The organism is Actinomadura physcomitrii, assembly GCF_008923205.2.
In the GTDB taxonomy this organism is placed as follows: Bacteria; Actinomycetota; Actinomycetes; order Streptosporangiales; family Streptosporangiaceae; genus Spirillospora; species Spirillospora physcomitrii.
On record NZ_WBMS02000020.1, the window covers coordinates 17573 to 38551 of the forward strand.

General features: G+C 71.7%; 19 protein-coding genes. 8 read left to right on the plus strand and 11 right to left on the minus strand.

The window, feature by feature from the left end; genetic code table 11:
* The first annotated feature begins 67 nt into the window (after nt 1-67).
* The 5 genes from F8568_RS24605 (at nt 68) to F8568_RS24625 (ending at nt 5851) form a co-directional block, all read left to right on the plus strand.
* Complete coding sequence (locus tag F8568_RS24605; protein WP_151596055.1) at nt 68-1411, plus strand: aromatic ring-hydroxylating oxygenase subunit alpha; 1344 nt, start codon at nt 68-70, stop codon at nt 1409-1411.
* Between the two features lie 14 nt (nt 1412-1425).
* Nucleotides 1426-1914 carry an aromatic-ring-hydroxylating dioxygenase subunit beta gene (locus F8568_RS24610; RefSeq protein ID WP_202125297.1) on the plus strand — a complete coding sequence of 163 codons (489 nt, stop codon included), beginning with the start codon at nt 1426-1428 and terminating at the stop codon, nt 1912-1914.
* Between the two features lie 22 nt (nt 1915-1936).
* Nucleotides 1937-2155 carry a ferredoxin gene (locus F8568_RS24615; protein ID WP_151596057.1) on the plus strand — a complete coding sequence of 73 codons (219 nt, stop codon included), beginning with the start codon at nt 1937-1939 and terminating at the stop codon, nt 2153-2155.
* A complete protein-coding gene (locus F8568_RS24620; RefSeq protein ID WP_151596058.1) occupies nt 2152-3342 on the plus strand; it encodes an NAD(P)/FAD-dependent oxidoreductase in 1191 nt (396 codons plus the stop codon). Before F8568_RS24615 ends, F8568_RS24620 begins: the two co-directional genes overlap by 4 nt.
* Before the next feature lie 361 nt (nt 3343-3703).
* Nucleotides 3704-5851: a WD40 repeat domain-containing serine/threonine protein kinase gene (locus tag F8568_RS24625; protein ID WP_151596059.1), complete on the plus strand. Its 2148-nt coding sequence runs from the start codon at nt 3704-3706 to the stop codon at nt 5849-5851.
* 33 nt (nt 5852-5884) lie between these two features.
* On the opposite strand, the gene F8568_RS24630 is transcribed toward F8568_RS24625, so the two are convergent.
* The 4 genes from F8568_RS24630 to F8568_RS24645 form a co-directional block, all read right to left on the minus strand.
* Entirely contained in the window at nt 5885-7060 is a 1176-nt protein-coding gene (locus tag F8568_RS24630; protein ID WP_151596060.1) for an ABC transporter substrate-binding protein, read from the minus strand.
* A gap of 391 nt (nt 7061-7451) precedes the next feature.
* A complete protein-coding gene (locus F8568_RS24635; protein WP_151596061.1) occupies nt 7452-7964 on the minus strand; it encodes a DoxX family protein in 513 nt (170 codons plus the stop codon).
* A gap of 189 nt (nt 7965-8153) precedes the next feature.
* Nucleotides 8154-8888 carry a TetR/AcrR family transcriptional regulator gene (locus F8568_RS24640; RefSeq protein ID WP_151596062.1) on the minus strand — a complete coding sequence of 245 codons (735 nt, stop codon included), beginning with the start codon at nt 8886-8888 and terminating at the stop codon, nt 8154-8156.
* 238 nt (nt 8889-9126) lie between these two features.
* On the minus strand, nt 9127-10308 hold the full coding sequence (locus F8568_RS24645; protein ID WP_151596063.1) for a thiolase family protein: 1182 nt from the start codon (nt 10306-10308) through the stop codon (nt 9127-9129).
* An 84-nt stretch (nt 10309-10392) separates the two neighbouring features.
* Between F8568_RS24645 and F8568_RS24650 the strand changes: the two genes are divergently transcribed.
* Nucleotides 10393-11256 (plus strand): alpha/beta fold hydrolase, encoded by an 864-nt coding sequence (locus tag F8568_RS24650; protein WP_151596064.1) that lies wholly within the window; start codon nt 10393-10395, stop codon nt 11254-11256.
* Between the two features lie 53 nt (nt 11257-11309).
* Here the strand turns inward: F8568_RS24650 and F8568_RS24655 are convergent, their stop codons facing one another.
* Entirely contained in the window at nt 11310-13016 is a 1707-nt protein-coding gene (locus F8568_RS24655) for an N-acyl-D-amino-acid deacylase family protein (RefSeq protein ID WP_151596065.1), read from the minus strand.
* Nucleotides 13017-13230: 214 nt separating this feature from the next.
* On the opposite strand from F8568_RS24655, the gene F8568_RS24660 reads away from it, so the two are divergent.
* Together F8568_RS24660 and F8568_RS24665 are read left to right on the plus strand one after the other, a co-directional pair.
* Nucleotides 13231-14037, plus strand: coding sequence for an SDR family NAD(P)-dependent oxidoreductase (locus F8568_RS24660; protein ID WP_202125299.1), 807 nt, complete (start codon nt 13231-13233; stop codon nt 14035-14037).
* A 28-nt stretch (nt 14038-14065) separates the two neighbouring features.
* Nucleotides 14066-14254 (plus strand): ferredoxin, encoded by a 189-nt coding sequence (locus F8568_RS24665; protein WP_151596067.1) that lies wholly within the window; start codon nt 14066-14068, stop codon nt 14252-14254.
* A gap of 76 nt (nt 14255-14330) precedes the next feature.
* Here the strand turns inward: F8568_RS24665 and F8568_RS24670 are convergent, their stop codons facing one another.
* From F8568_RS24670 to F8568_RS24695, 6 genes are all read right to left on the minus strand, one after another.
* The gene (locus F8568_RS24670; protein WP_151596068.1) at nt 14331-15539 is read right to left on the minus strand and encodes an amidohydrolase family protein; all 1209 of its coding nucleotides are present in this window, start codon (nt 15537-15539) and stop codon (nt 14331-14333) included.
* Between the two features lie 105 nt (nt 15540-15644).
* On the minus strand, nt 15645-16787 hold the full coding sequence (locus F8568_RS24675) for an acyl-CoA dehydrogenase family protein (RefSeq protein ID WP_151596069.1): 1143 nt from the start codon (nt 16785-16787) through the stop codon (nt 15645-15647).
* A gap of 4 nt (nt 16788-16791) precedes the next feature.
* Nucleotides 16792-17994 (minus strand): acyl-CoA dehydrogenase family protein, encoded by a 1203-nt coding sequence (locus F8568_RS49775; RefSeq protein ID WP_151596070.1) that lies wholly within the window; start codon nt 17992-17994, stop codon nt 16792-16794.
* Nucleotides 17991-18773 carry an enoyl-CoA hydratase/isomerase family protein gene (locus F8568_RS24685; protein WP_151596071.1) on the minus strand — a complete coding sequence of 261 codons (783 nt, stop codon included), beginning with the start codon at nt 18771-18773 and terminating at the stop codon, nt 17991-17993. Before F8568_RS24685 ends, F8568_RS49775 begins: the two co-directional genes overlap by 4 nt.
* Nucleotides 18770-19723 (minus strand): acyl-CoA dehydrogenase family protein, encoded by a 954-nt coding sequence (locus F8568_RS50575; protein ID WP_151596072.1) that lies wholly within the window; start codon nt 19721-19723, stop codon nt 18770-18772. Before F8568_RS50575 ends, F8568_RS24685 begins: the two co-directional genes overlap by 4 nt.
* Complete coding sequence (locus F8568_RS24695; RefSeq protein WP_151596073.1) at nt 19720-20868, minus strand: acyl-CoA dehydrogenase family protein; 1149 nt, start codon at nt 20866-20868, stop codon at nt 19720-19722. Before F8568_RS24695 ends, F8568_RS50575 begins: the two co-directional genes overlap by 4 nt.
* Between the last annotated feature and the right edge of the window lie 111 nt (nt 20869-20979).

Here is a 20979-nt window from a genome sequence, read left to right on the forward strand (position 1 = left end):
TTGACAAGGCAGTGGTCGTTCCTAAGAATGGTCCAACCAATGAGATTTCGTCAGAGGGAGCGGCACCATGACCACGACCGCCGGCGCGGCCGGGACCGGCCTTCCAGAAGTCGAACGCATCCCGCCGCGCAGCACCCGGTACGTGCGCGACGAGCGGGACCCGAACGCGTTCCTCGTGCAGCGGTCGGTCTTCGTCGACGAGGACGTCCTCGCCCGCGAGCGCGAGGCGATCTTCAACCGGTGCTGGGTCTACGTCGGGCACGGCTCCGAGATCCCCGAGCCCAACGACTTCGTCTCCCGGACCGTCGTCGGCCGGCCCGTGCTGTTCACCCGGGACAAGGACGGCGAGGTGCGCGTCTGGTACAACGCCTGCACCCACCGCGGCGCCGAAGTCTGCCGGGAGCGGCGCGGCAACGCCCGCAGGTTCCGCTGCTTCTACCACTCCTGGTCGTTCTCGACCGACGGGCGCCTGGTCGCCATGCCCGACGAGGACGCCTACCCGGAGGGATTCAGCAAGGAGGCGCACCGGCTGCGCGGCCCGGCGCGCGTCGAGTCCTACCGCGGGTTCTACTTCATGAACGTCCGCGCGGACGCCGAGCCGCTGGAGGACTACCTCGCCGGAACCAAGTACTACCTCGACCTCACCGCCGACCAGTCCGCCGCCGGGATGGTCGTGACGCCCGGCAGCCACGAGTACTCCATCAAGGCGAACTGGAAGCTGCTGGTGGAGAACAGCTTCGACGGCTACCACGCCATCCCCGTCCACAAGACCTACCTCGACGTCCAGCGCAGCAGGGGCGACCAGATCGCCGGCAGCACCGACAGCGACTGGAAGCGGTCCTACGCCTACGACCTCGGCAACGGGCACGCGGTGACGGTCAAGGAGGCGCCCTGGGGGCGCCCGATCGCCCGCTGGAAGCCGTCCATGGGCGAGGACACGCGGGAGATCGTCGAGGACTCCTACCGGCGGCTGGTCGCCGCGCACGGCACCCGGCGGGCCGACGAGATCGCGGGCCTGGACTTCAACATGCACGTGTTCCCGAACCTGTCGATCAACAACATCATGGCCGTGATCATCCGCACCTACCATCCGGTGACCCCCGGCCTGATGCACGTCAACGCCTGGTCGCTGGCCCCGGCCGAGGAGAGCCCGGCGGCCCGCCGGGTGCGCAACGAGTCGTTCCTGTCCTTCCTCGGGCCCGCCGGCCTGGCGACGCCGGACGACAACGAGGCACTGGAGTCGTGCCACCGGGGCTACGCCTCCGACCCCGGCGGCGGCTGGTCGGACGTCTCCCGCGGGATGGACCTCGACGAACCGCGCAACTGGGACGAGCTGCAGATGCGCACGTTCTGGCGCCGCTGGAGCGACCTCGTCGAGGGGCCGGGCGGCGGGAACGGCGGCGAGCACTGATGGAGGGCACGCGCATGGCCGCGACCAGGGCCGAGATCGAGGACTTCCTGTACCACGAGGCCGACCTGCTGGACGAGTGGCGGCTCGAGGAATGGCGGGACCTGTTCACCGACGACGGGCGCTATTACGTGCCCGCCACCGACAACCCCGAGGGCGACCCCGACCTCGACCTCGCCCTCATCAGCGACACCAAGGAGGGCGTCCGCGGCCGGGTGCAGCGGCTGCTCAGCACCTGGGCGCACATCGAGAACCCCCGCTCGCTGACCCGCCGCGTCATCGGCAACGTCCGCGTGGAGCCCGGACCCGGCGAGAACGAGGTCGTCGCGCGCTGCAACGCGATCGTCTACCGCTCGCGGGTCGCCGGGACCACCACGTACGCGGCGAGGCTCACCTACCGGCTGCGCCCCGGCGAGGACGGCGCGCTCCGGATCGTCCTGAAGCAGACCGTGCTCGACCACGCGACGCTGCGCGACAGCGGCGGCGTGCTATCGATCATCATCTGACCAGCGCGAAGGACTCCCATACATGCGCGTCACCATCGACGAAGACAAATGCTGCGGCTACGCCGCCTGCCTCAGCGTGGCCGGAAAGGTCTTCGACCTGGCCGCCGACAACATCGCGACCGTCCTGGTCGAGCACCCGGAGGGCGAGCTCGCCGACCTGGCCCGCGAGGCCGCCGCCGCCTGCCCGACCGCGGCGATCGTCCTGCTGGACGACCGGGACCGTCCGGACGGCGGCGCATGACCCCCCGGGAGATCGTGATCGTCGGGGCGTCGGTCGCCGGGGTCGCGGTGGCCGACGAGCTGCGCCGGCTCGGCTACGAGGGCGCCGTCACCCTCGTCGGCGACGAACCGCACCTGCCCTACGACCGGCCGCCGCTGTCCAAGGACCTGCTGACCGGCCGCACCGGCCCCGACCGCATCCTCCTGCGCGAGCCGGGGCACTACGCCGACCGCGGCATCGACCTCGTCCTGGGCGTTCCGGCCGTCGGGCTGCGCGGCACGCACGTCGCGCTGTCGGACGGACGGGTCCTCGCACCCGGCGCCGTCGTGATCGCCACCGGCGCCCGCGCGCGGCCCCTCGGCGAACCGCGGCCCACGCTCGTCACGCTCCGCGGCCTGGACGACGGGCTCCACCTGCGCCGGCGGCTCGCGGACGCCCCGCGGCTCGTGATCGCCGGAGGCGGCTTCATCGGCGCGGAGGTCGCCGCGTCCGCCCGCGCGCTCGGCGTGGACGTCACCCTGATCGAGGCCGCGCCGCTCCCCTTCGCCCACCTTCTGGGAGGCCAGGTGGCCGCCGCGCTCCTGCGCCCCCACCGCGACGCGGGCGTCCGCGTCCTCACGGGCGCCCCGGTCCAGCGCGTCGACCACGTGGACGGATCCGAGCGCGTCCACCTGCCCGACGGCCGGGTGGTCCACGGAGATCTCGTCCTCGCGGGAATCGGCTCGCTGCCCAACACCGGCTGGCTCGACGGGTCCGGGCTCAGCATCGGGGACGGCGTCCTCTGCGACGCCACCGGCGCCACCGGCGTACCGGGCGTGTACGCCGTCGGCGACGTGGCCGCCTGGTACGAGCCTGAAGCCGGGCGGCACGTCCGCCACGAGCACTGGACCGGAGCGACCGAGCAGGCCCGGAGCGTCGCCGCGCGGATCCTCGGCCGCGAGCCGAAGGCCGCCCCGGGCGCGGGCGTCCCCTATCTCTGGTCCGACCAGTACGGGTCGCGCATCCAGGCCCTGGGCCGTCCCGAGGTCGCGGACGAGATCCAGGTCGTCCGCGGCTCCCTCGAAGCGGACTCCTTCGCCGTCCTGTACGGCAGGGAAGGACGTCTGGTCGGAGCGGCCGGACGTGACGCCGCCGCGCACGTCATGCGGCACCGGCAGGCCATCGCCACGGCCGAACCCATGCCTCTCCAGCCGGCGGCAGGAGCCTGACGGTGTATGCAAATGGAGGTGCAGGTAGCGCGCCCTCGCGGGTACCGGTGGCGCGTTCCTCAGCGCTTCCTCTCCAGCACCATGACGGTATCTGCACTGGAAGCGGCCAAGAGGGAACCGTCCCGGCTGAATGTCAGCTTGCGGACACGCCGGGCGGGCCGGATGCTGCCGGTGTGCCTGCCCCGGAGGGCGTTCGACGACCGATTGCGGTCGCCGTAGCGGAACATCGGGACGAAACCCTGCCCAGATCGGTCTGTTTCCTGAACAATCTGGTCGCGACGGTTGTGGCTCGCGAACGGTTGTATCACTCGCCTGATGGTGAACTGTCGCGGATGGGCGAGGGCGCGAAGGGGACGGTGGCGTGGAGCCTGGCGAGGTGCTGGGGGGCCGGTACCGATTGGTGAACCGGCTCGGCCGCGGCGGTATGGGGGAAGTGTGGTCGGCGGCCGACCAGGATCTGGACCGCACGGTCGCCATCAAGATCGTGTTGGCGGAGCTGGACGGCGCCCCAGGGTTGATCGCCCGGCTGCGGCAGGAGGCCCGGGTGGCGGCCGGTCTGCAACATCCCGGCATCACCGTGGTGCATGACATCGGCGAGCACAGGGCCGGTCAGCATGGCTACCCGTTCTTCGTGATGGAGCTGCTGGACGGCACCGACTTTCGGACGTTGCTCGCCGACCGCCCGAATGGGCTTCCGGTGGAGCGGGCGACCGGGCTGGTGGCGCAAGTGGCGGACGCGCTGGACTACGCGCACCGCAAGGGGGTGGTGCATCGTGACGTCAAACCGGCCAACCTGATGGAGTTGGCCGAGGGCGGGGTGAAGATCTGCGATTTCGGGATCTGCCGTTACGCCGACGCCACCACTCAGCTGACCGCCACCGGCGGAACGCTGGGCACCCCCGCATACATGGCCCCCGAACAGTACGAGGGCAAACAGGTCGACGCCCGCGCCGACCTGTACTCGCTGGGCTGCACACTGCACGCGCTGCTCACCGGCCAGCCGCCCTTCACCGGCTCCCCGGCCACCCTGATGCACCAGCACCTCACCGCCGCCCCTCCCCGCCTCTCGGCGCTGCGCCCGGACGCCCCGCCCGAACTCGAGCGGGTGTTGACGCAACTCCTCGCCAAAGACCCCCGCGACCGGCCCGCTACCGCATCCGACGTCGCCGCTGCCCTGCGCGGCCTTGCTCCAGTCCCGCACCGACCCGTGGATCCGGCGCCCGGCAGCCCCCTGATCAGCGACAGCCTCACTCCCGCCGCGGGGAAACCCGATCAGCGTCCACCCGCCACCCTCACCCAGGAGAGGCCGCAAACCGAGCCCACGGTGGTGCCCACCATGGGCGGCGGTACACCTCCAACGACTCAACCCCCGAGGCCACCGCACCCGATAACCCGCCGCCGTGTGCTGATCGGCACCGCCGCCACAGCCGTAGCCGCAGTCGGCGGCGGCGGCCTGGTCCTGGCCTCGCTACTGAGAGATCAAGGCCAACCGCACAAACCGAAGAACTCAGAAGAAGCAACCGGGCCGAGCGGACCAATCGTTCTCACCGGCCACACCGGCTTGGTCTTTGCGGTGGCGGCAGGTCAGCTGAACGGTAGGACCATCGCCGTCTCCGGAGGCGAGGACCACACGGTGCGAGTGTGGGACCTAGCCGCCGGAAAACCGGTCGGCGCACCCCTCACCGGCCACACCCGCGCCGTCAGAGCGGTGGCGATCGGCCAGCTGAACGGTAGGACCATCGCCGTCTCCGGAGGCGAGGACCACACGGTGCGAGTGTGGGACCTAGCCGCCGGAAAACCGGTCGGCGCACCCCTCACCGGCCACACCGACTTCGTCAGAGGGGTGGCGATCGGCCAGCTGGACGATAGGACCATCGCCGTCTCCGGAAGCGACGACCACACGGTGCGGATATGGGACCTAGCCGCAGGGAAACAGATCAAGTCCCTCACCGGCCACACCGGCGCCGTCAGTGGGGTGGCGATCGGCCGGCTGGACGATAGGACCATCGCCGTCTCCGGAAGCAATGACAACACGGTGCGGATATGGGACCTAGCCGCCGGGAGACAGCTCAAGTCCCTCACCGGCCACACTTACGCCGTCAGTGCGGTGGCGATCGGCCAGCTGAGCAATAGGACCGTCGCCGTCTCCGGAGGCTATGACGACACGCTGCGGGTATGGGACTTGGCAGCCGGGCGGCAAATCGGCGTATCCCTTACCGCCCTCAACCACACCATTGATGCGGTGGCGATCGGTCAGGTGGATGGTAAGACCGTCGCCGTCTCTAACGGCGATGATCACACGGTGCGGGTGTGGGACCTGGTCGCCTGGGACCAGCTCAAGGCGCCTATCACCACCGAGCCGACCTACGCCGATCCGGTGGCGTACCCCGATCCGGTGGCGATCGGTCAGCTGAACGGCGCGACCATCGCCGTGTCCGCCGACAACGAAGGGGCGGTGCAGGTGTGGGATCTGGCCACTGGCGAGCCGGCCACCTTTGCTCCGAGGTAAGAATCTGGCCGGCGATGGTGAACACTCGGCCTGTCACGATCCGTTGGGGCGGAACGTGTAGGGCCGCGGGTCGGTGACCACGAGCTTGCCGCCGGAGATCTCGCCCTTGGACGCCGATGTGTTCTTGACCCGCGGCGTGCCGGGCACCGGCGAGGCCGTGAAGTCGATGGGGGCGGTGGCCCCCGCGGTGTCGAAGGACCGCTGCTTGTCCAGCCAGGCCTTGATCTTGCCCGCGTCCGGGCCGCCGGCCGCCGGAATGATCTTCGCCGCCAGCTTGACCGCGAGCCAGGCGTTGAGCGCGTCGTCGGCGACCGTGTTGGTGATGCCGCCGACCTTCGGCCCGTACTTGGCCACGTCGGCGGCGAACCCGTCCACGGCGGCCTTGCCGAAGGCCATGACGACGGTGTTCTTCTGCTTGAGGTCCGACACCGTCTTGACCAGCTGCGGTGTCAGCTCGATGCTCGGGATGGCCCACTGCAGGTCGGTCAGCCCGATCTGGTGGCACGTCTGGATCAGGGACGGGATCTGCGCGGGAGCCGTCGCGACGACCGCGGTGTCCGCACCGATCTGCTTGATCTTCAAGCAGATCGGCTGGAAGTCGGTGGCGGTCAGCGCCACCGTCAGCGGCGTCACGCCGACCGACTTGGGAAAGTAGGTCGCGGAGATCTTCCCGCTCTCCCGGGCGACCGCGCTGTCCGCCGAGATGTAGGCGACCCGCCTGGTCGTGGACGGGAGCATCTGAGGCAGGATCCGGTACTGCACGAGCACGGGCTGGAGCACGTAGACGCGGTCGCTCTTGAGCGCGTCCAGGCTCGCCCCCTGGCTGGCCCACGAGATGGTCTTGGCCGCCTTGAGCGTCGGGATCAGCGCCGCCTCCATCGTGCCCTGGTTGCCGGCCATCATGAGGACCTTGTCCTGCATCAGCAGCTTCTGGGCGCACAGGGACGCGCCCTGCGGGGTGCCCTTGTCGTCGCAGAAGTCGATCTGCACCTTGTGCCCGGAGATCCCGCCCGCGTCGTTCACCGCGGCCGCCGCGATCTTGGCGGCCTGCGGAACCCAGGGGTCGGAGATCGAGTTCGACTGCACGCTCGCCATGATGCCCAGCTTGATCGGGCCGTCGCCGGAGACGCCCGCGGCCGATCCACCGCACCCGGCCGCCGCGAGCGAGACGCCGGCCAGTGCGGCCGTGAACCGATGACGCATGTGCATGCCATCTCCCAGGGGACGGTGACCGAGGTCACGTTGAGCAGTGACTGGGAGCTTAGACAGTAAATGCTCACTCTGCAATGGTGTGACCGGCGCCGATGCACCGATGAGAGGCCGTCGGTCCGGGTGACAGGGCCTGCCCGGGGCGCGCCCCACATGCCGCGAGCCCCGACATCCATGGCGCGACGCAGGGCGCGCCACTGCGGCATGCCGTCGCCCGCAGGGCCGTCTCTCAGGCCGCGTTCCGGGCGCCCCGGCATTAGAAAGAAGTATCCCGCGTTAAAAGCCTCTGCGGCGGGCGGGCATTTCACGACGGAATGAACGTCGACTTTCCCGCGAGAATCATCGGATCGCCCATCGATTTGTCCGAGGCGGAGCGACGGTGGGCTCCGGTTCAGGCGCGGGATTCGGCTTTCGCCGGGGCCGGCCGCCAGAACGAAGCGAGCAACCCGCCGGTTCCGACCACGGCCACGCCGAGGGCGATACCGCCTCCGGCCCAGGCGGTCATCTCGACTCCGGCCGCGGCGTCCACCGAGATGCGTCCAGGCCCGGCGATCGCGAGCGCGAGCGCGGTCACCGCCAGGACGAGGACGTACTCGTAACCCTCTTTGAAGACGAAGAATCCATTCGGCCGGTGGGCGAGAATGCCCGCGACCATCATCACGGAGATGACCGCCGCGCACGCCAGTGGTGTCAGAAGACCGATCACCAGCAGCAATCCCGCGCCGATCTCGGTGACCACGCTCGTCCAGGCCTGCAACTTCCCCTGCCGAAGGCCGAGCCCGGCGAACCAGCGGGCCGTTCCCTCAATTCCTCCGGGGCCCTTCCAGTGATTCCATCCGTGCGCGATCATGACTACGCCCACGACCAGCCGCACCAGCAAAGCCGCAGTGTCGGTGTCCGACATCTCGTCCCCTCGTCGGGCATGCGATCGATCGGTCACCGGACGTGGACGCGAGGCCGTCGTCCGGGAGGCGACCGACTTAGAAAGCGAACGCTCACCTACATATTAGGACGACGGGCCGTCATCGCACCAGAGGGCAGCGGGCCGACCGGCTCCGGCCGGGCCCGGGGATCCGCGGTGCCCGTGGCCGGCTCAGTTGCGCTTCCGCGCCGGCTCGATGGCCGGGAAGAACCCCCGGACGGTGCCTTCGCTGATCAGGGACACCGCGCGATGGCGGTCGAAACCCCTGTTGTGGTGGCTTTCGAGCGCCAGGACGAACGCTATGCCGAACACCGCACGGGCGGAGATGTCCGGCGACTCGAACGGGAAACCGTACCGGTCCTCGACCTCGCGCCAGGCCTCGGCCAACCGGTCCATCGCGACCACGAAGTTCTCCTGGTAGAACCGGCGGGCCACCTGGGGGTCACCGAAGAGCACCAAGCCGAGCAGCGGAAGTATCTCCTCCAGCGTCGAGATGAGCTGCCGGTAGAGACCCGTCATCGTCTTGAGCTGCAGCTCGGGCGTGAGCGGCCGCTCCCGGTCGATCGCCGCGGTCGCGGCGACCAGGTCGTCCACCGCCTCCTTGAGCGGTTCGACCACGGCCTCGTAGAAGAGCTGGTCCTTGCTCTCGAAGTGGCGGTAGATCACGCCCTCGCTGATCCCGCTGTGCTCGGCGATCACCTTGATCGTGGTACCGCTCATGTCACCGGACTCGGTGAACGCGCGCCTCGCGGCGGCCAGGATCGAGCTTCTGCGCGCCGCCGCGGTGAGCCGTCGGCGAGGGCGCGGCGGGTTCTCCGCCGGCTGGGATGCCTGGGGGGCGGAGCTAGTCACGGTGTTCCCCCACTTCGTGGATTCCGCATTTGCTGAGTGTGCACATACTTTCATGTTAGTTGGTTCGGGGTACCGAACCGGTCAACCTGGCAGCGACGGTCGCGCCGCGTGTCCACCCGGCGCCCGGCTCGCCCTCCATGATGCTCGGCCGAGTCCGGCGATGCGAAGCGGCGCCCTTCCGGTCAGAGCCTTGACCGGAAGGGCGCCACTCCAGGGCACCGAGCTCTGTTCGCGGCGCCGGCCGTCTAGGAGGCGCCGGGGCGACCGCGACGACGCCGCGGAGGCGTGCGGCCTAAGCCGGCACGTCGAGCACGACGGCGCTGCCCATCCCGCCGCCCGCGCACATCGCGGCGACGCCGATGCCGCCGCCGCGGCGCCGCAGTTCGTGGATCAGCGTGAGCACCATCCGGGCGCCGGTCATCGCGATGGGATGCCCGAGGCTGCAGCCGCTGCCCAGGACGTTCACGATCCCCTCGTCGAGGCCGAGCGTCCGGCAGGCGGCGATGGGCACGGAGGCGAAGGCCTCGTTGATCTCCCAGAGCGCGACGTCGCCGGTCGTCAGCCCGGCGCGGTCCAGCGCCTTGGTGATGGCGCCCGACGGCGCGAGGCCGGTCTCGGCGGGCGGCACGCCGACCGAGCCCCACGCCCGCACGGTCGCCAGCGGCTCGAGCCCGTGCTCCTCGGCGAACGGGCGACCGGTGAGGACGAGCGCGGCCGCCGCGTCGTTCACGCCCGCCGAGTTGCCGGCGGTGATGCTGAACCCCGGGATCTCGGGGTGCAGCGGCTTCAGCGACGCGAGCTTCTCCAGGCTGGTGCTGCGCCGCGGGTGCTCGTCGACGTCGAAGGTGAAGCTCGTCCCGTCCCGGCGGGTGACCTCCAGCGGGAAGATCTCCTCCTTGAAGGCTCCGGAGTCGATCCCGGCGAAGGCCCGCTGGTGCGAGCGCAGCGCCCAGGCGTCCATCTCCTCGCGGGTGATGCCGGCCTTCACCGCGGCGTTCCAGCCGACCGTGATCGTCATGTCCCGGATCGGGGCGTCGGGCGTCTCGCGGTGGCTGGGCGCGAGCCAGTCCTCTTCCCACTCGTCGGTGCCGGGGACGCGGCGGTTGGTCTTCGGCGCGGTCGAGCTCGACTGGGCGCCGCCCGCGACCACGACCCGGTCCATCCCGGCGATGATCGAGGACGCGGCGGTCTGCACCGCCGCCAGCCCGGAGGCGCAGTGCCGGTTGTGGGCGATGCCCGGCGCGTTGACCAGCCCGGCCTCGATCGCGGCGTACCGGCCGATGGCTCCGCCGCCGTAGAGGGACTCGCCCATCACGACGTCGTCGAAGAGCTCGGGGGCGATCCCCGAGCGCCGCACCGCCTCGGCGACCGCCTTGGTGCCGAGTTCGAGCGCGTCGACATCGACCAGCGATCCCTTGAAGGCGGTTCCGATCGCGGTACGGGCACCCGAGACGATCAGCGCCTCATGGCTCATCCTGCGTCACTTCCCCTCGCCCGTGAAGGCGCCGTAGATGAGTGAGCATTTCCTAACATCGATTTTTATAGTAACGTCCGCCGCATGGCTGCGGCAAGCGTGAACGGCCTCACGGTGGGCTACGAAGTGATCGGGCACGGACGGCCCTGGGCGATCACGCCCGGAGGGCGGTTCAGCAAGGAGTCGCCGGGCGTCCGCGAGCTGGCCGAGGCGCTGGCCGAGCAGGGCAACCGGGTGCTGATCTGGGATCGCCCGAACACCGGAGAGTCGGACGTGTGCTTGACCGGCACGTCGGAGTCGGCCATGCAGGCCGACACCCTGGCCGCGTTGCTGCGGCACCTCGACATGGCGCCCGCCGTGATCATCGGCGGCTCGGGCGGTTCCCGGGTGTCGATGCTGACCGCCGCCCGGCACCCCGACGTCGCGGCGGGGCTCGCGCTGTGGTGGATCAGCGGCGGCGTCTACGGCCTGCTGTCCATCGGCTCCCACTACTGCAACGGGTCGATCGCGGCCGCCTGGAGCGGCGGCATGGAGGCCGTCGCGGCGCTGCCGGAATGGGCCGAGTCCATCGAGCGCAACCCGGGCAACCGGCAGCGCATCCTCGACCAGGATCCCGCGGAGTTCATCGCGACGTTCGAACGCTGGCTGGCCGCCTACTGCCCCGACGACGCGCAGCTCGTCCCCGGTCTGAGCGACGACCAGGCACGGGCCCTCGACGTCCCGACGCTGGTCTTCCGCAACGGCGCGAGCGACCTGCACCACCGGCGGGAGACCTCGGAGCAGATCGCGGAGCGGCTTCCGAACGCCCGCCTCGTCGAGCCCCCGTGGGGCGACGCCGAGTGGAGCGAGCGCCAGGCGGCGCGCAACTCCGGCGAGGCCGCGGGCCTCTTCGTGCGCTGGCCCCTGCTCGCCCCGGCGCTGCTGGAGTGGGCGAAAGAGCTCCCCTGACGGGTGGCGTGCCGGGGTCGTGGGATCGGCCGCCGGCACGCCGCGGCCCGGCATCAGGCGTGCGTGACCAGGCGGCCGGGCTTCTCACCCGTCACCTCGTCGTGGTCGACCAGGACCGTGCCGTTGACGAGCGTGTAGTCGTAGCCTCGGGCCCGCTGGACGAACCGGTCGGCGCCGAGCGGCAGGTCGGCCACCATCTCCGGGGTGTCCAGGTGGAGGCGCTCCATGTCGATGACGTTCACGTCGGCGAACGCGCCCGGCCGCAGCACGCCGCGGTCGGCGAGCCCGAACAGGTCGGCGCCGTCCAGGGTCAGCTTCCTGATCGCGGGGCCGAGGCCGAGCAGGTTCTCCCCGCGCACCCAGTGCTTGAGGAAGTAGGTGGTGTTGCCCGCGTCCATCGTCAGGGCCACGTGCGCGCCGGCGTCGGCCACGCCGAGCACCACGTCCGGGTTGAGGATCATCTCGGCGACGGCGTCGAGGTCCTGGTTGAGCACCGGGTAGTACAGCAGGCCGCGCCCGCCGGTCTCGGCCGCGAAGTCCAGGAAGGCGGCGGCGGCGCTCACGCCGCGGCGGGCGGCCTCGGCGGCCAGGCTGTTGTCCGCCGAGACGTCGTAGTCGGCCGAGCCCGGCGGCATCAGGTAGAGCTTGGCCGGGTCCTTCGGCGCCAGCGGTCCCGACATCTCGGCGGGCCGCTCGGCCTCCTCCAGCAGGCGGCGCCGCTCCGTCTCGTCGGCCAGCGCCTTCAGGCGGGCCTCGAACGGCCGGGACATGAGCTCGGCCCACGCCGGCAGGGTGTCGTAGGGGGTGCGGCCGACCAGGCCGTAGAGAATCGCGCTGCCGCGCACGGCCGTCATCGGCCGCAGGTCGGCGCCGCGGCCGCGCGCCGCGGCCACCTCGTCCATCACCCATGACCAGAGGCCGGGCCGCCGGTCGCTCTGCATGATGGAGAACGCCAGGGGGCGGCCCGAGGCGCGGCTCACCTCCTCCATCCACGCCATCTCGGCGGTGGAGTTCTTCCGCTCGGCGCCGTCGCGCTCGCCGATGCGCGGGACGACCTGGAAGGTGCCGCGGCCGCGCTCGGCCAGCACGCCGGCGATGGCGGCGAGTTCGGCGGGCAGTGCGAAGGTGCCCGGTACCTGGCGTCCGTCCGGGACGGTGTGCAGGTAGGTGCGCGACGTGGAGAAGCCCAGGGCGCCGCCGTCGATGGCCTCGCCCACGACGGCGGCCATCGCGGCGATGTCGTCGTCGGTCGCGGGCGACTCGTCCAGGCTCCGCTCCCCCATCACGTAGTGCCGCAGCGCGCAGTGGCCGACGAGACCGCCCGCGTTCGGGCCGAACTCGCGGCGGCCCAGCGCCTTCAGGTAGTCGCCATAGGTCTCCCAGCCCCAGTCGAGCCCGGCCATGATCGTGTCGGCCGGGATGTCCTCGACCGACTCCATCATCGTGGCGAGGTAGCCTTCCTGGCCGGGGCGGACGGGCGCGAAGGTGACGCCGCAGTTGCCCATCACGACGGTGGTGACGCCGTGGTAGCAGGACGGGGTGGCCAGCGGGTCCCAGAAGAGCTGGGCGTCGAGATGGGTGTGCACGTCGATGAAACCGGGGGTGACGAGCCGGTCGGAGGCGTCGATCTCCCGCCGGCCGCGTCCCTCGACCGCGCCCACCTCGGTGACGCGGTCGCCGTCGACGGCGACGTCGGCTCGCCGGGGGGCGGCGCCGGTGCCGTCGGCCACGTCGCCGTTGCGGATCACGATGTCGTGCATGGGTCACGTCCTTCCGGCCGGTGCACCGCGGTGCCGGCTCGCGGGTCGCGCCGCGGGCGCGAGAGTAAGAGAGCGTGTACTCACTAACCATAACGCCCACCTGAGCTTTACGTCACCCGGCGAGGACTAGAGAGAGTATGTGCTCACTTTGCTAGAGTGCAGTGCGAGGAGCGTCCTGCTCCGGAACTCACCCTCGGGAGTGCTCTTGGGATCGATGGACGGCCGCGTGGCGCTCGTCACCGGCGCAAGCCGCGGCATCGGGCAGTACATCGCCGAACGATTCGCGGCCGAGGGAGCGGCGCTGGCGCTGGTGGCGCGCACGGTCACCCCCGGCGCGTCGGCCCTCCCCGGGTCGCTCGAAGAGGTCGTGGAACGGATCCGGGCCAAAGGCGGCCGGGCGGAGGCGGTCCCCGCCGACCTCACCGACCCGGCCGACGTGGAGACGATCGTGGAGCGGGCGGAGGCGACGCTCGGCCCGGTGGACACCCTCGTGAACAACGCGGGGGTGAACTTCTACGGACCGGCTCTGGAGATCCCGCCGCGGCGCTACGCGCTGATGTTCCAGATGATGGTGCACACTCCGTTCCGCCTCTGCCAGCTCGCGGTTCCCGGCATGGTCGAGCGCGGCCGGGGCTGGGTGCTGAACATCACCTCCAAGCAGGCCCGCCACCCGCTCGGCCCGCCGTACCCGGACTGGGCCAGCGACGGGTGCACGCCCTACGGGATGTGCAAGGCCGCGCTGGACCGGCTCACGACCGGCCTGGCGGCGGAGGTGCACGGCTCCGGCGTGAACGTCAACGCACTGGGGACGTCGGGCCTGGTGATGACCCCGGGCGTGGCCGTGGTGTCCCCGCACACGCCCGATACCGCCCCCGTCGAGGACGACGACGCCATGGCGACCGCCGCCCTGGAACTGTGCGGGGCGCCTCCCGGCACCGGGACCGGCCGCATCGGCTACAGCATGGAACTGCTCGGCCGGCCCTTTCCGGAGGGGCCGTGGTCCCTGGCCGCCACGTTCTGACCGTTTCGAAGACGAAGGAGTACGGCTGATGAAGGTCTCTGTGGATCCGGACCGGTGCCAGGGGCACGCGCGCTGCTGGGACATCTGCCCGGAGGTGTTCGACCTCGACGAGCAGGGGCACGGGACGGTGACGCTTCCCGAAGTCCCGGCCAGGCTGGAGGCCAAGGTCTCCGACGCGGTGGCCAACTGCCCCGAACGCGCCATCGTCATCGGCTGACACCGGCCGCTCGAAGCGCGCCGTCGCCGCCGCCCCGGAGGCTGGGGCGGCGGCGACGGCGCGTGCGGGGGGGCGGTCAGGAGAGGTCGATCGAGGCGGGGTCGGCCGGCGTGAAGTCGTAGACCCGGGACGCGTTGCCGATGGTGATCTTGTGCTGGGTCTCCTCGGGCAGGTGGCCGAGCCACTTGTTGGCCATCTCGACGGTGTCGGGCCAGGTGGAGTCCGAGTGCGGGTAGTCGGCCTCCAGCATCACGTTGTCCTCGCCGATGATGTCGAGCAGCCGGACGCCCGCCTGGTCCTCGATGAACGTCCCGAAGACGTGGTCCTTGAAGAGCCGGCGGATGTCGGTGTCCAGGTCGAACGACGCCTCGCCCTTCGCCTCGCCCCGGTCGTGGGCGGCGTTCATGTCGATGTCGAAGCGGGACGCCCAGAACCGCTGCTTGTCGATGACCTGCTCGGCCCGCTCCAGGAAGTAGGGGATCCAGCCGATCGAGCCCTCCGACAGCGCGATGCGCAGGTTGTCGAACTGCTGGAACTTGCCGCTGAACAGCCAGTCCAGCATGGTGCCCGCCTGGTTGGCGGCGGCCGAGTACGCCATGAACGCGAGCGTCGGCATGTCCGGCGAGGTCCGGATCAGGTTGGACGACGATCCGACGTGCATCGACACGACCAGGCCGGTCTCGTCGCAGGCCCGCAGGACGGGGTCCCAGTGGCCGGTGTGGATGGACGGCAGCCCCAGCTTGGTGGGGTTCTCGGAGAACGCGATGGACTTGGCGCCGCGGGCGGCCGTCCGCTCGATCTCGGCGGCGGCGAGGGCCGGGTCCCACAGCGGGATGATCATCATCGGGATGAACCGGCCCGGGTAGGCGTCCGCGAACTCCTCCAGGATGAAGTCGTTCCACGCCCGGACGCACAGCAGCGCCAGGTCCTTGTCCGCGGCCTCGTGGAAGACCTGCCCGCAGTAGCGGGGGAAGGACGGGAAGAGCATGGACGACAGCACGAAGCCCTGGTTCATGTCGGCCACGCGCGCCGCCGGGTCGTAGCAGCCCGGCCGCATCTCGTCGTAGGTGATCGGCTCGGGCGAGAACTCCTCGCGCTTCTTGCCGGCCACCGCGTTCAGTCCGGTGGTGACGATCTGGCGGTCCTCGTAGACCCAGAACTCCGAGTCCCCGTCCCGCACGATCCGCGGGCCTTCGTCCCGCCGGCTCGCCGGCAGGCGTTCCTGCCACAGCCGGGCGGGTTCGATGAGATGGTCATCGACCGAGATGAACCAGGTGAACGACATGCGGGTCTCCCAACCACTCCGTGGATCGAATGGAGATATGAAAGCGAACGCTCACATACCATGGTAGGTGCGCGGTGCCGCCTGCGCCAGAGGACCGGTGCGAGGTCAGCGGTACCTTTCGGCCAGCCGCGCGCGGTGCGCGGCCGGCGAGCCGAACAGCGAACGGTTGAGCATGGCGCGCTTCAGATGCACATGCACGCCGCTCTCCCACGTGTAGCCCATGCCCCCGTGCAACTGCATCGCCTTGCCCACGACGTCGACGGCCGCGGCGCACGTGTACGACTTGGCCATGGCGGCCGCCACGCCCGTCGCGGAGTCGTCTCCGCCGGGAGGGCCGGAGAGGCACCGCACGGCGCCCTCGACGAGCCGCCGGGCCACCGAGATCCGCACCCGCATGTCGGCGCACGCGTGCTGGACCGCCTGGAAGGAGCCGATCGGCCGTCCGAACTGCTCGCGGACCTTGGCGTGCGCCACCGTCGCGTCCAGCATCGCCTCGCTCACGCCGAGGCTGTCGCAGGCGACGGCGACGGCGGCCCGGTCGCGGACCCGGCCGAGCGCGAGCGCCGGGTCGCCCGCGAACCGCCAGACCGCCTCCTCGCCGACCGCCACGCCGTCCGCCGTGACCAGGCCGAAGCCGCGGGTCGCGTCGAGCACCGGCTGAGCGGTGCGGCCGAGGCCGGCCACGTCGGGCGCGACGTCGACGATCACCGGCACGCCGCCCGGGTCGAGGGCGGGCAGCAGCAGCCTGCCGGCCTCGGCGGCGCCGGGCACGAAGGCGGCCCGGCCGTGGAGCCGCGGGCCGCCGGGCCCCGCTTCCACGCGGAACGGCACCTCGCCCGCGGCACCGCCGGCCGCGCCGGCCGCGCCGTCGCCCGGCAGCGCGACGGCCGGGACGACCTCGCCGGACGCGGTCGCGGCGAGCAGCCGGTCCCGGCCGGGGCCCGGCTCCAGCAGGCCGAGCACGCCGGCGCCGAGGACGATCGCGCCGAGGTACGGGCCCCGCGCCGCCGCACGGCCCATCTCCTCCAGGACGACGGCGACCTCGGCGAAGGTGGCGTCCGCGCCGTTCAGCGCCTCGGGCGCCTCCAGGCCGAGCCACCCCGCCTCGGCGACCGACCGCCAGTCGAGCGCGGCCTCGGGCCCCTTCTCGGTCAGCAGGTCGCGCGCCACGGCGCGCAGCTCGTCCCGAAGCTCTGCCTCCAGGCCGCCGGCCAGGTCGCCGCCTCCAGGGGAGCGTTCCGCAGACATCGGATCAGGCTCCCTTCGGCTCGCGGGGCAGGCCGAGGCCGCGCTCGGCGATGATGGTGCGCTGGATCTCGCTGGTGCCGCCCGGGATCGTCCACTCCCACGAGCCGATGAAGTCCAGCGCCCAGGCGCCCGACTCCCAGCTGCTCGACAGCGGCTTGCGCAATTCGGTGTGCGCGGCGAGCCCCGCCACCTCCGTGCCGAAGTCGGTCATCCGCTGCAGCAGCTCGCTGTAGTAGAGCTTCACGATCGAGGCGTCCGCGCGGCCGACGGTGCCCGCCTCGTGCCGCTCCACCAGGTCGCGGCAGAGCGCGCGCAGGCCGGTCACCTCGGTCTCCAGCGCCGCCAGCCGGTCGGCCACCGGCGAGTCGCCGATCGGACGGGCCCCGCCGGGACCAGGGCGGGAGCACAGCTCCACCAGCCGGCGGAAGCCCGCGTTGCCGAGCCGCTCGGCCAGCTCCAGCATCGTCATGCCGCGCTCGGCCCCGAGCGTCTCCTGCGCCACCCGCCAGCCCTCGTTCGCGGGCCCGACGAGGTTCGCGGCGGGCACCTCCACGTCGTTGAGGAAGACCTCGCAGAAGTGGGACTCGCCGGTCGCCTGCCGGATCGGCCGGACGTCGATGCCGGGCGTGCGCATGTCCAGCAGGAAGTAGGAGATCCCGCGCCGTTTGGGAGCCTTCGGGTCGGTGCGGGCCAGGAGCAGGCACCAGTCGGCGTGCGCGGCCCCGCTCGCCCACAGCTTCTGCCCGTTGACCACGTAGGCGCCGCGTTCGCGGCGGGCGGTCGTCCTGAGGGCGGCCAGGTCGGACCCGGCGCCCGGCTCGGAGAAGCCCTGGACCCAGATCTCGCCGTCCAGGATCGCCGGGAGGTGCCGCCGCCGCTGCTCGTCCGTCCCGGCGGCGAGCAGCGTCGCGGCGGCGTGGTGGATCGCGACGAACGCCAGCACCAGCCGCGGCGCGTCGTGCGCGGCGAGCTCCTGGTAGAGCACGATCTGCTCGGCGACCGGCATCCCGCCGCCCCACTCGGCCGGCCAGTGCGGGACGGCGAACCCGGCGCGGCGCAGCTCCTGGAACCACGCCTTCTGGAAGGCGACGAACTCCTCCTCCCCCACGCCCGTCTGCGCCTCCCGCCAGCCGACGGGGATGTGCGTCCTGCACCAGTCGCGCACGTGGGCGCGGAACGCCGTGAGGCCGGTGGCCGTGGCCGTCACTCCCCGCCCGCCTTCCGCCGCAGCGCCAGCAGCCGTTCCCGGTGCTCGGCGGATCGCATGGTGACGGCCTCGGCGGCGAACCCGGCCTGCATCGCGCCGCGCAGGGCCTCCGACAGGTGCATGTTGACCACCCGTTTGGTGCCGCGCAACGCCTCGGCGGGCTGCGCGGCCAGCCGCTCGGCGAGGCGCCGGGCCTCGGGGAGCAGGCCGTCCGGCACGGTGGTGCGCGTGGCGAGCCCCAGCTCGACGGCGGTGGCGGCGGGGATGCGCGCGCCGGTGTACAGGTACTCGCGGGACCGCAGGATCGGGGTGAGCAGCGGCCAGAACGCGGCGCCGCCGTCGCCCGCGACCAGGCCGACGCTGACGTGCGGGTCGGCCAGGTGGGCGGTCTCGGCCATCAGCACGATGTCCGACAGCACCGCGACGCTGCACCCGAGGCCGACCGCCGGGCCGTTGACGGCGGCGATCACCGGCAGCGGGAAGCGCAGGATCTCCTCGATGATCTGCGCGCCCTCGCGCAGGCTCTCGTCGCGGGCGACCGGGTCGTCCAGGAACGAGGTGATCCAGTCGAGGTCCCCGCCGGCGGAGAACGCGCGCCCCGCGCCGGTGAGGATCACCACCTTGGCCTCCAGATCGGCGGCGAGCTGCCGCCAGACGTTGGCCAGCGCCCAGTGCAGCGGCTGGTTGACGGCGTTCAGCTCGTCCGGCCGGTTGAGGACGACGGTGCGGACCGGGCCGTCGGCCTCGACGGCCAACTCGCCGGGCAGGTCGTACTTCACGACGTCACCCGCTCGGCCACGTCGCCGTAGCGCCCGGTCAGGGCGTGCCGCCCGAGCCTGCGCGCCAGCAGATCGCGGGTCGCCGACAGCCCCAGCGGCAGCCGCCGCACGGGCTGGCTGTACCGCGAGATCCACGAGAGGGGCGACTCGTCGCAGAAACCGATGGCGCCGTGCAGCTGGTGCGCGACCCGGAAGACGGTCTCGGCCGCCTCCAGCGCGGCCAACCGCAGCGCGAGCGCGTCGTCGAGGGCCTCGGGCAAGTTCGCCTGGCCGCTCCACAGCGCGTAGCGGGCCATCATCTCCAGCCCGCTGCGCTCGACCTCGGCGTCGGTGAGCTGGAACTGGACGCCCTGGAACTGGGCGAGCGGCCGACCGAACTGCTCGCGGACCAGCACGTGCTCGCGGGCGAGGTCGATCGCCCGGTCGAGCATGCCGAGGAGCGTCCAGCACGGCAGGACCAGGCCCAGGGCCGCGTCGGCGGCACCGGCCTCGTCGAGCGGCGTCAGTGCGAGCCCGGTGACGAACGCCGACTCGCGCGGCGGCGCGGCCGGCGGCAGCGCGGCGGCGGTGGCCCGGCGGCCGTCCGGCGTCACCGCCGTCCAGCGCAGGTCGAGCCCCGCCACGGCGCCGGCGGGAGCGGTGCCGGCGACGACCACGAGCCCGTCGGTGCCGAGGTCCGCGGGCCGGGCGAGGCGTTCGGCCACCGGGTAGGGGACGGCCCAGTAGCCGGCGCTGCGGCACAGCGCGGCCGCCGCCTCCAGTTCGTCGGCATCGCCGCGCGCGTCGAGGTCCCAGGCGCCGAGCTCGGCGAGGACCGGCGCCACCTGCTCCGCCCGGTGCCCGGGCTCGGCCTCGGCCTGCTGGACGAGCCCGTCCCCGCCGGCCGCCTTGAACGCCTCGAGCGCCTGCCGCCCGTACTCGGCCGCCTCCTCGCTCAGCTCGATGTTCACGACGCCGCCAGCATGGCGCGCGCCAGCAGGATCCGCTGGACCTCGATACTCCCGGACGCCACCGTGGACGCCTGCGCGTAGCGCCAGTGGTCCTCCACCTCCCGGCGGAAGATCCGGCCTTGCTCGCCGTCCGGCGGCGCCGATCCGACGATCTCCATGAGCACCTCCGCACTCTCCTGGTCGAGCTTGGTCACCGCGATCCGGTAGGCCGCCGCATCGCCCGGCCGTACCGCGCCCCGATCCTGCGCGGCCACCACCTGGTAGGCCAGCAGCCGGGCGCGCCGGCAGCGGGTGAGCGCGCCCGCCCACCGTCCGCGCAGCTCGTCCGGCAGGTCGTCCCAGCGGTCGCCGAGCACCTCCGGCGCGAGCCGGAGCAGGCGCTCGCAGCGCGCGTAGCGGGCGATGCCGACGCGCTCGAACGACAGCACCTCCTGCACCACCTTCCAGCCCCCGTCGACGTCGCCGAGGACGTCGGCCTCGGTCACCTTCAGGTCGTCGAAGAAGACCTCGTTGAGGTGGTGGGGGCCCATCATGCAGTCGATGGGCCGGACCTCGATCGCCGGATCCGACATCGGCACGAGAAAGATCGTCAAACCCTGCTGCTTCTTCTCCTGCTTGGAGGTCCGGGCGAGCAGGAAGCACCACTGCGCCATGGTGGCGTAGGACGTCCAGATCTTCTGACCCGAGATCCGCCAGCCATCGCCGTCCCGCCGCGCGGCCGTGCGCAGCGACGCCAGATCCGAACCGGCGTCCGGCTCGCTGAACCCCTGGCACCAGATCACCTCACCGCGCGCGATCGGCGGCAGATGCCTGCTGCGCTGCTCCGCCGTGCCATGCCGCATGATCGTCGGCCCCACCCAGTTCACGCCCATGTACTGCGCACCGCGCGGCTCATGATGCGCCCACATCTCCTCGCGCACCACCGTCTGCTCCCACACCGAAGCACCCGCCCCGCCGTACTCCTCCGGCCAGGCCAGACACAGCAACCCGCGCTCGGCGAGCACCCGGCAGAAACCCTGCGCCGTCTCCAGATCGGCCGGATCGTCGGTGAACGCGCCCAGGAAGTCCGCGGGGACGTTCTCGGCCACCAGCTCGCGAAGCTCACCGCGCAGCCCGGCGGCGGCCTTCCCCATCGTGAAGTCCAAGATCATCCTTCCTGACCGGCGGTCCAGCCCGCCGTCGATCACGATCGTCTGGCCGGGCGCCCGCCCTCGCGAGCGCTCGTTCGGGAACGGCTCGTGTGCTCTCGCGCCGGT

What these genes read in the sequence shown, in the direction of transcription:
- F8568_RS24610 (WP_202125297.1), top strand. Translation starts at nt 1,426, where the DNA reads ATGGCCGCGACCAGGGCCGAGATCGAGGACTTCCTGTACCACGAGGCC.
- F8568_RS24655 (WP_151596065.1), bottom strand. Translation starts at nt 13,016, where the DNA reads ATGCACGACATCGTGATCCGCAACGGCGACGTGGCCGACGGCACCGGC.
- F8568_RS24675 (WP_151596069.1), bottom strand. Translation starts at nt 16,787, where the DNA reads ATGTCTGCGGAACGCTCCCCTGGAGGCGGCGACCTGGCCGGCGGCCTG.
- F8568_RS24665 (WP_151596067.1), top strand. Translation starts at nt 14,066, where the DNA reads ATGAAGGTCTCTGTGGATCCGGACCGGTGCCAGGGGCACGCGCGCTGC.
- F8568_RS24645 (WP_151596063.1), bottom strand. Translation starts at nt 10,308, where the DNA reads ATGAGCCATGAGGCGCTGATCGTCTCGGGTGCCCGTACCGCGATCGGA.
- F8568_RS24640 (WP_151596062.1), bottom strand. Translation starts at nt 8,888, where the DNA reads ATGAAAGTATGTGCACACTCAGCAAATGCGGAATCCACGAAGTGGGGG.
- F8568_RS24635 (WP_151596061.1), bottom strand. Translation starts at nt 7,964, where the DNA reads ATGTCGGACACCGACACTGCGGCTTTGCTGGTGCGGCTGGTCGTGGGC.
- F8568_RS24615 (WP_151596057.1), top strand. Translation starts at nt 1,937, where the DNA reads ATGCGCGTCACCATCGACGAAGACAAATGCTGCGGCTACGCCGCCTGC.
- F8568_RS24670 (WP_151596068.1), bottom strand. Translation starts at nt 15,539, where the DNA reads ATGTCGTTCACCTGGTTCATCTCGGTCGATGACCATCTCATCGAACCC.
- F8568_RS24650 (WP_151596064.1), top strand. Translation starts at nt 10,393, where the DNA reads ATGGCTGCGGCAAGCGTGAACGGCCTCACGGTGGGCTACGAAGTGATC.
- F8568_RS24605 (WP_151596055.1), top strand. Translation starts at nt 68, where the DNA reads ATGACCACGACCGCCGGCGCGGCCGGGACCGGCCTTCCAGAAGTCGAA.
- F8568_RS24620 (WP_151596058.1), top strand. Translation starts at nt 2,152, where the DNA reads ATGACCCCCCGGGAGATCGTGATCGTCGGGGCGTCGGTCGCCGGGGTC.
- F8568_RS24660 (WP_202125299.1), top strand. Translation starts at nt 13,231, where the DNA reads ATGGACGGCCGCGTGGCGCTCGTCACCGGCGCAAGCCGCGGCATCGGG.
- F8568_RS24630 (WP_151596060.1), bottom strand. Translation starts at nt 7,060, where the DNA reads ATGCACATGCGTCATCGGTTCACGGCCGCACTGGCCGGCGTCTCGCTC.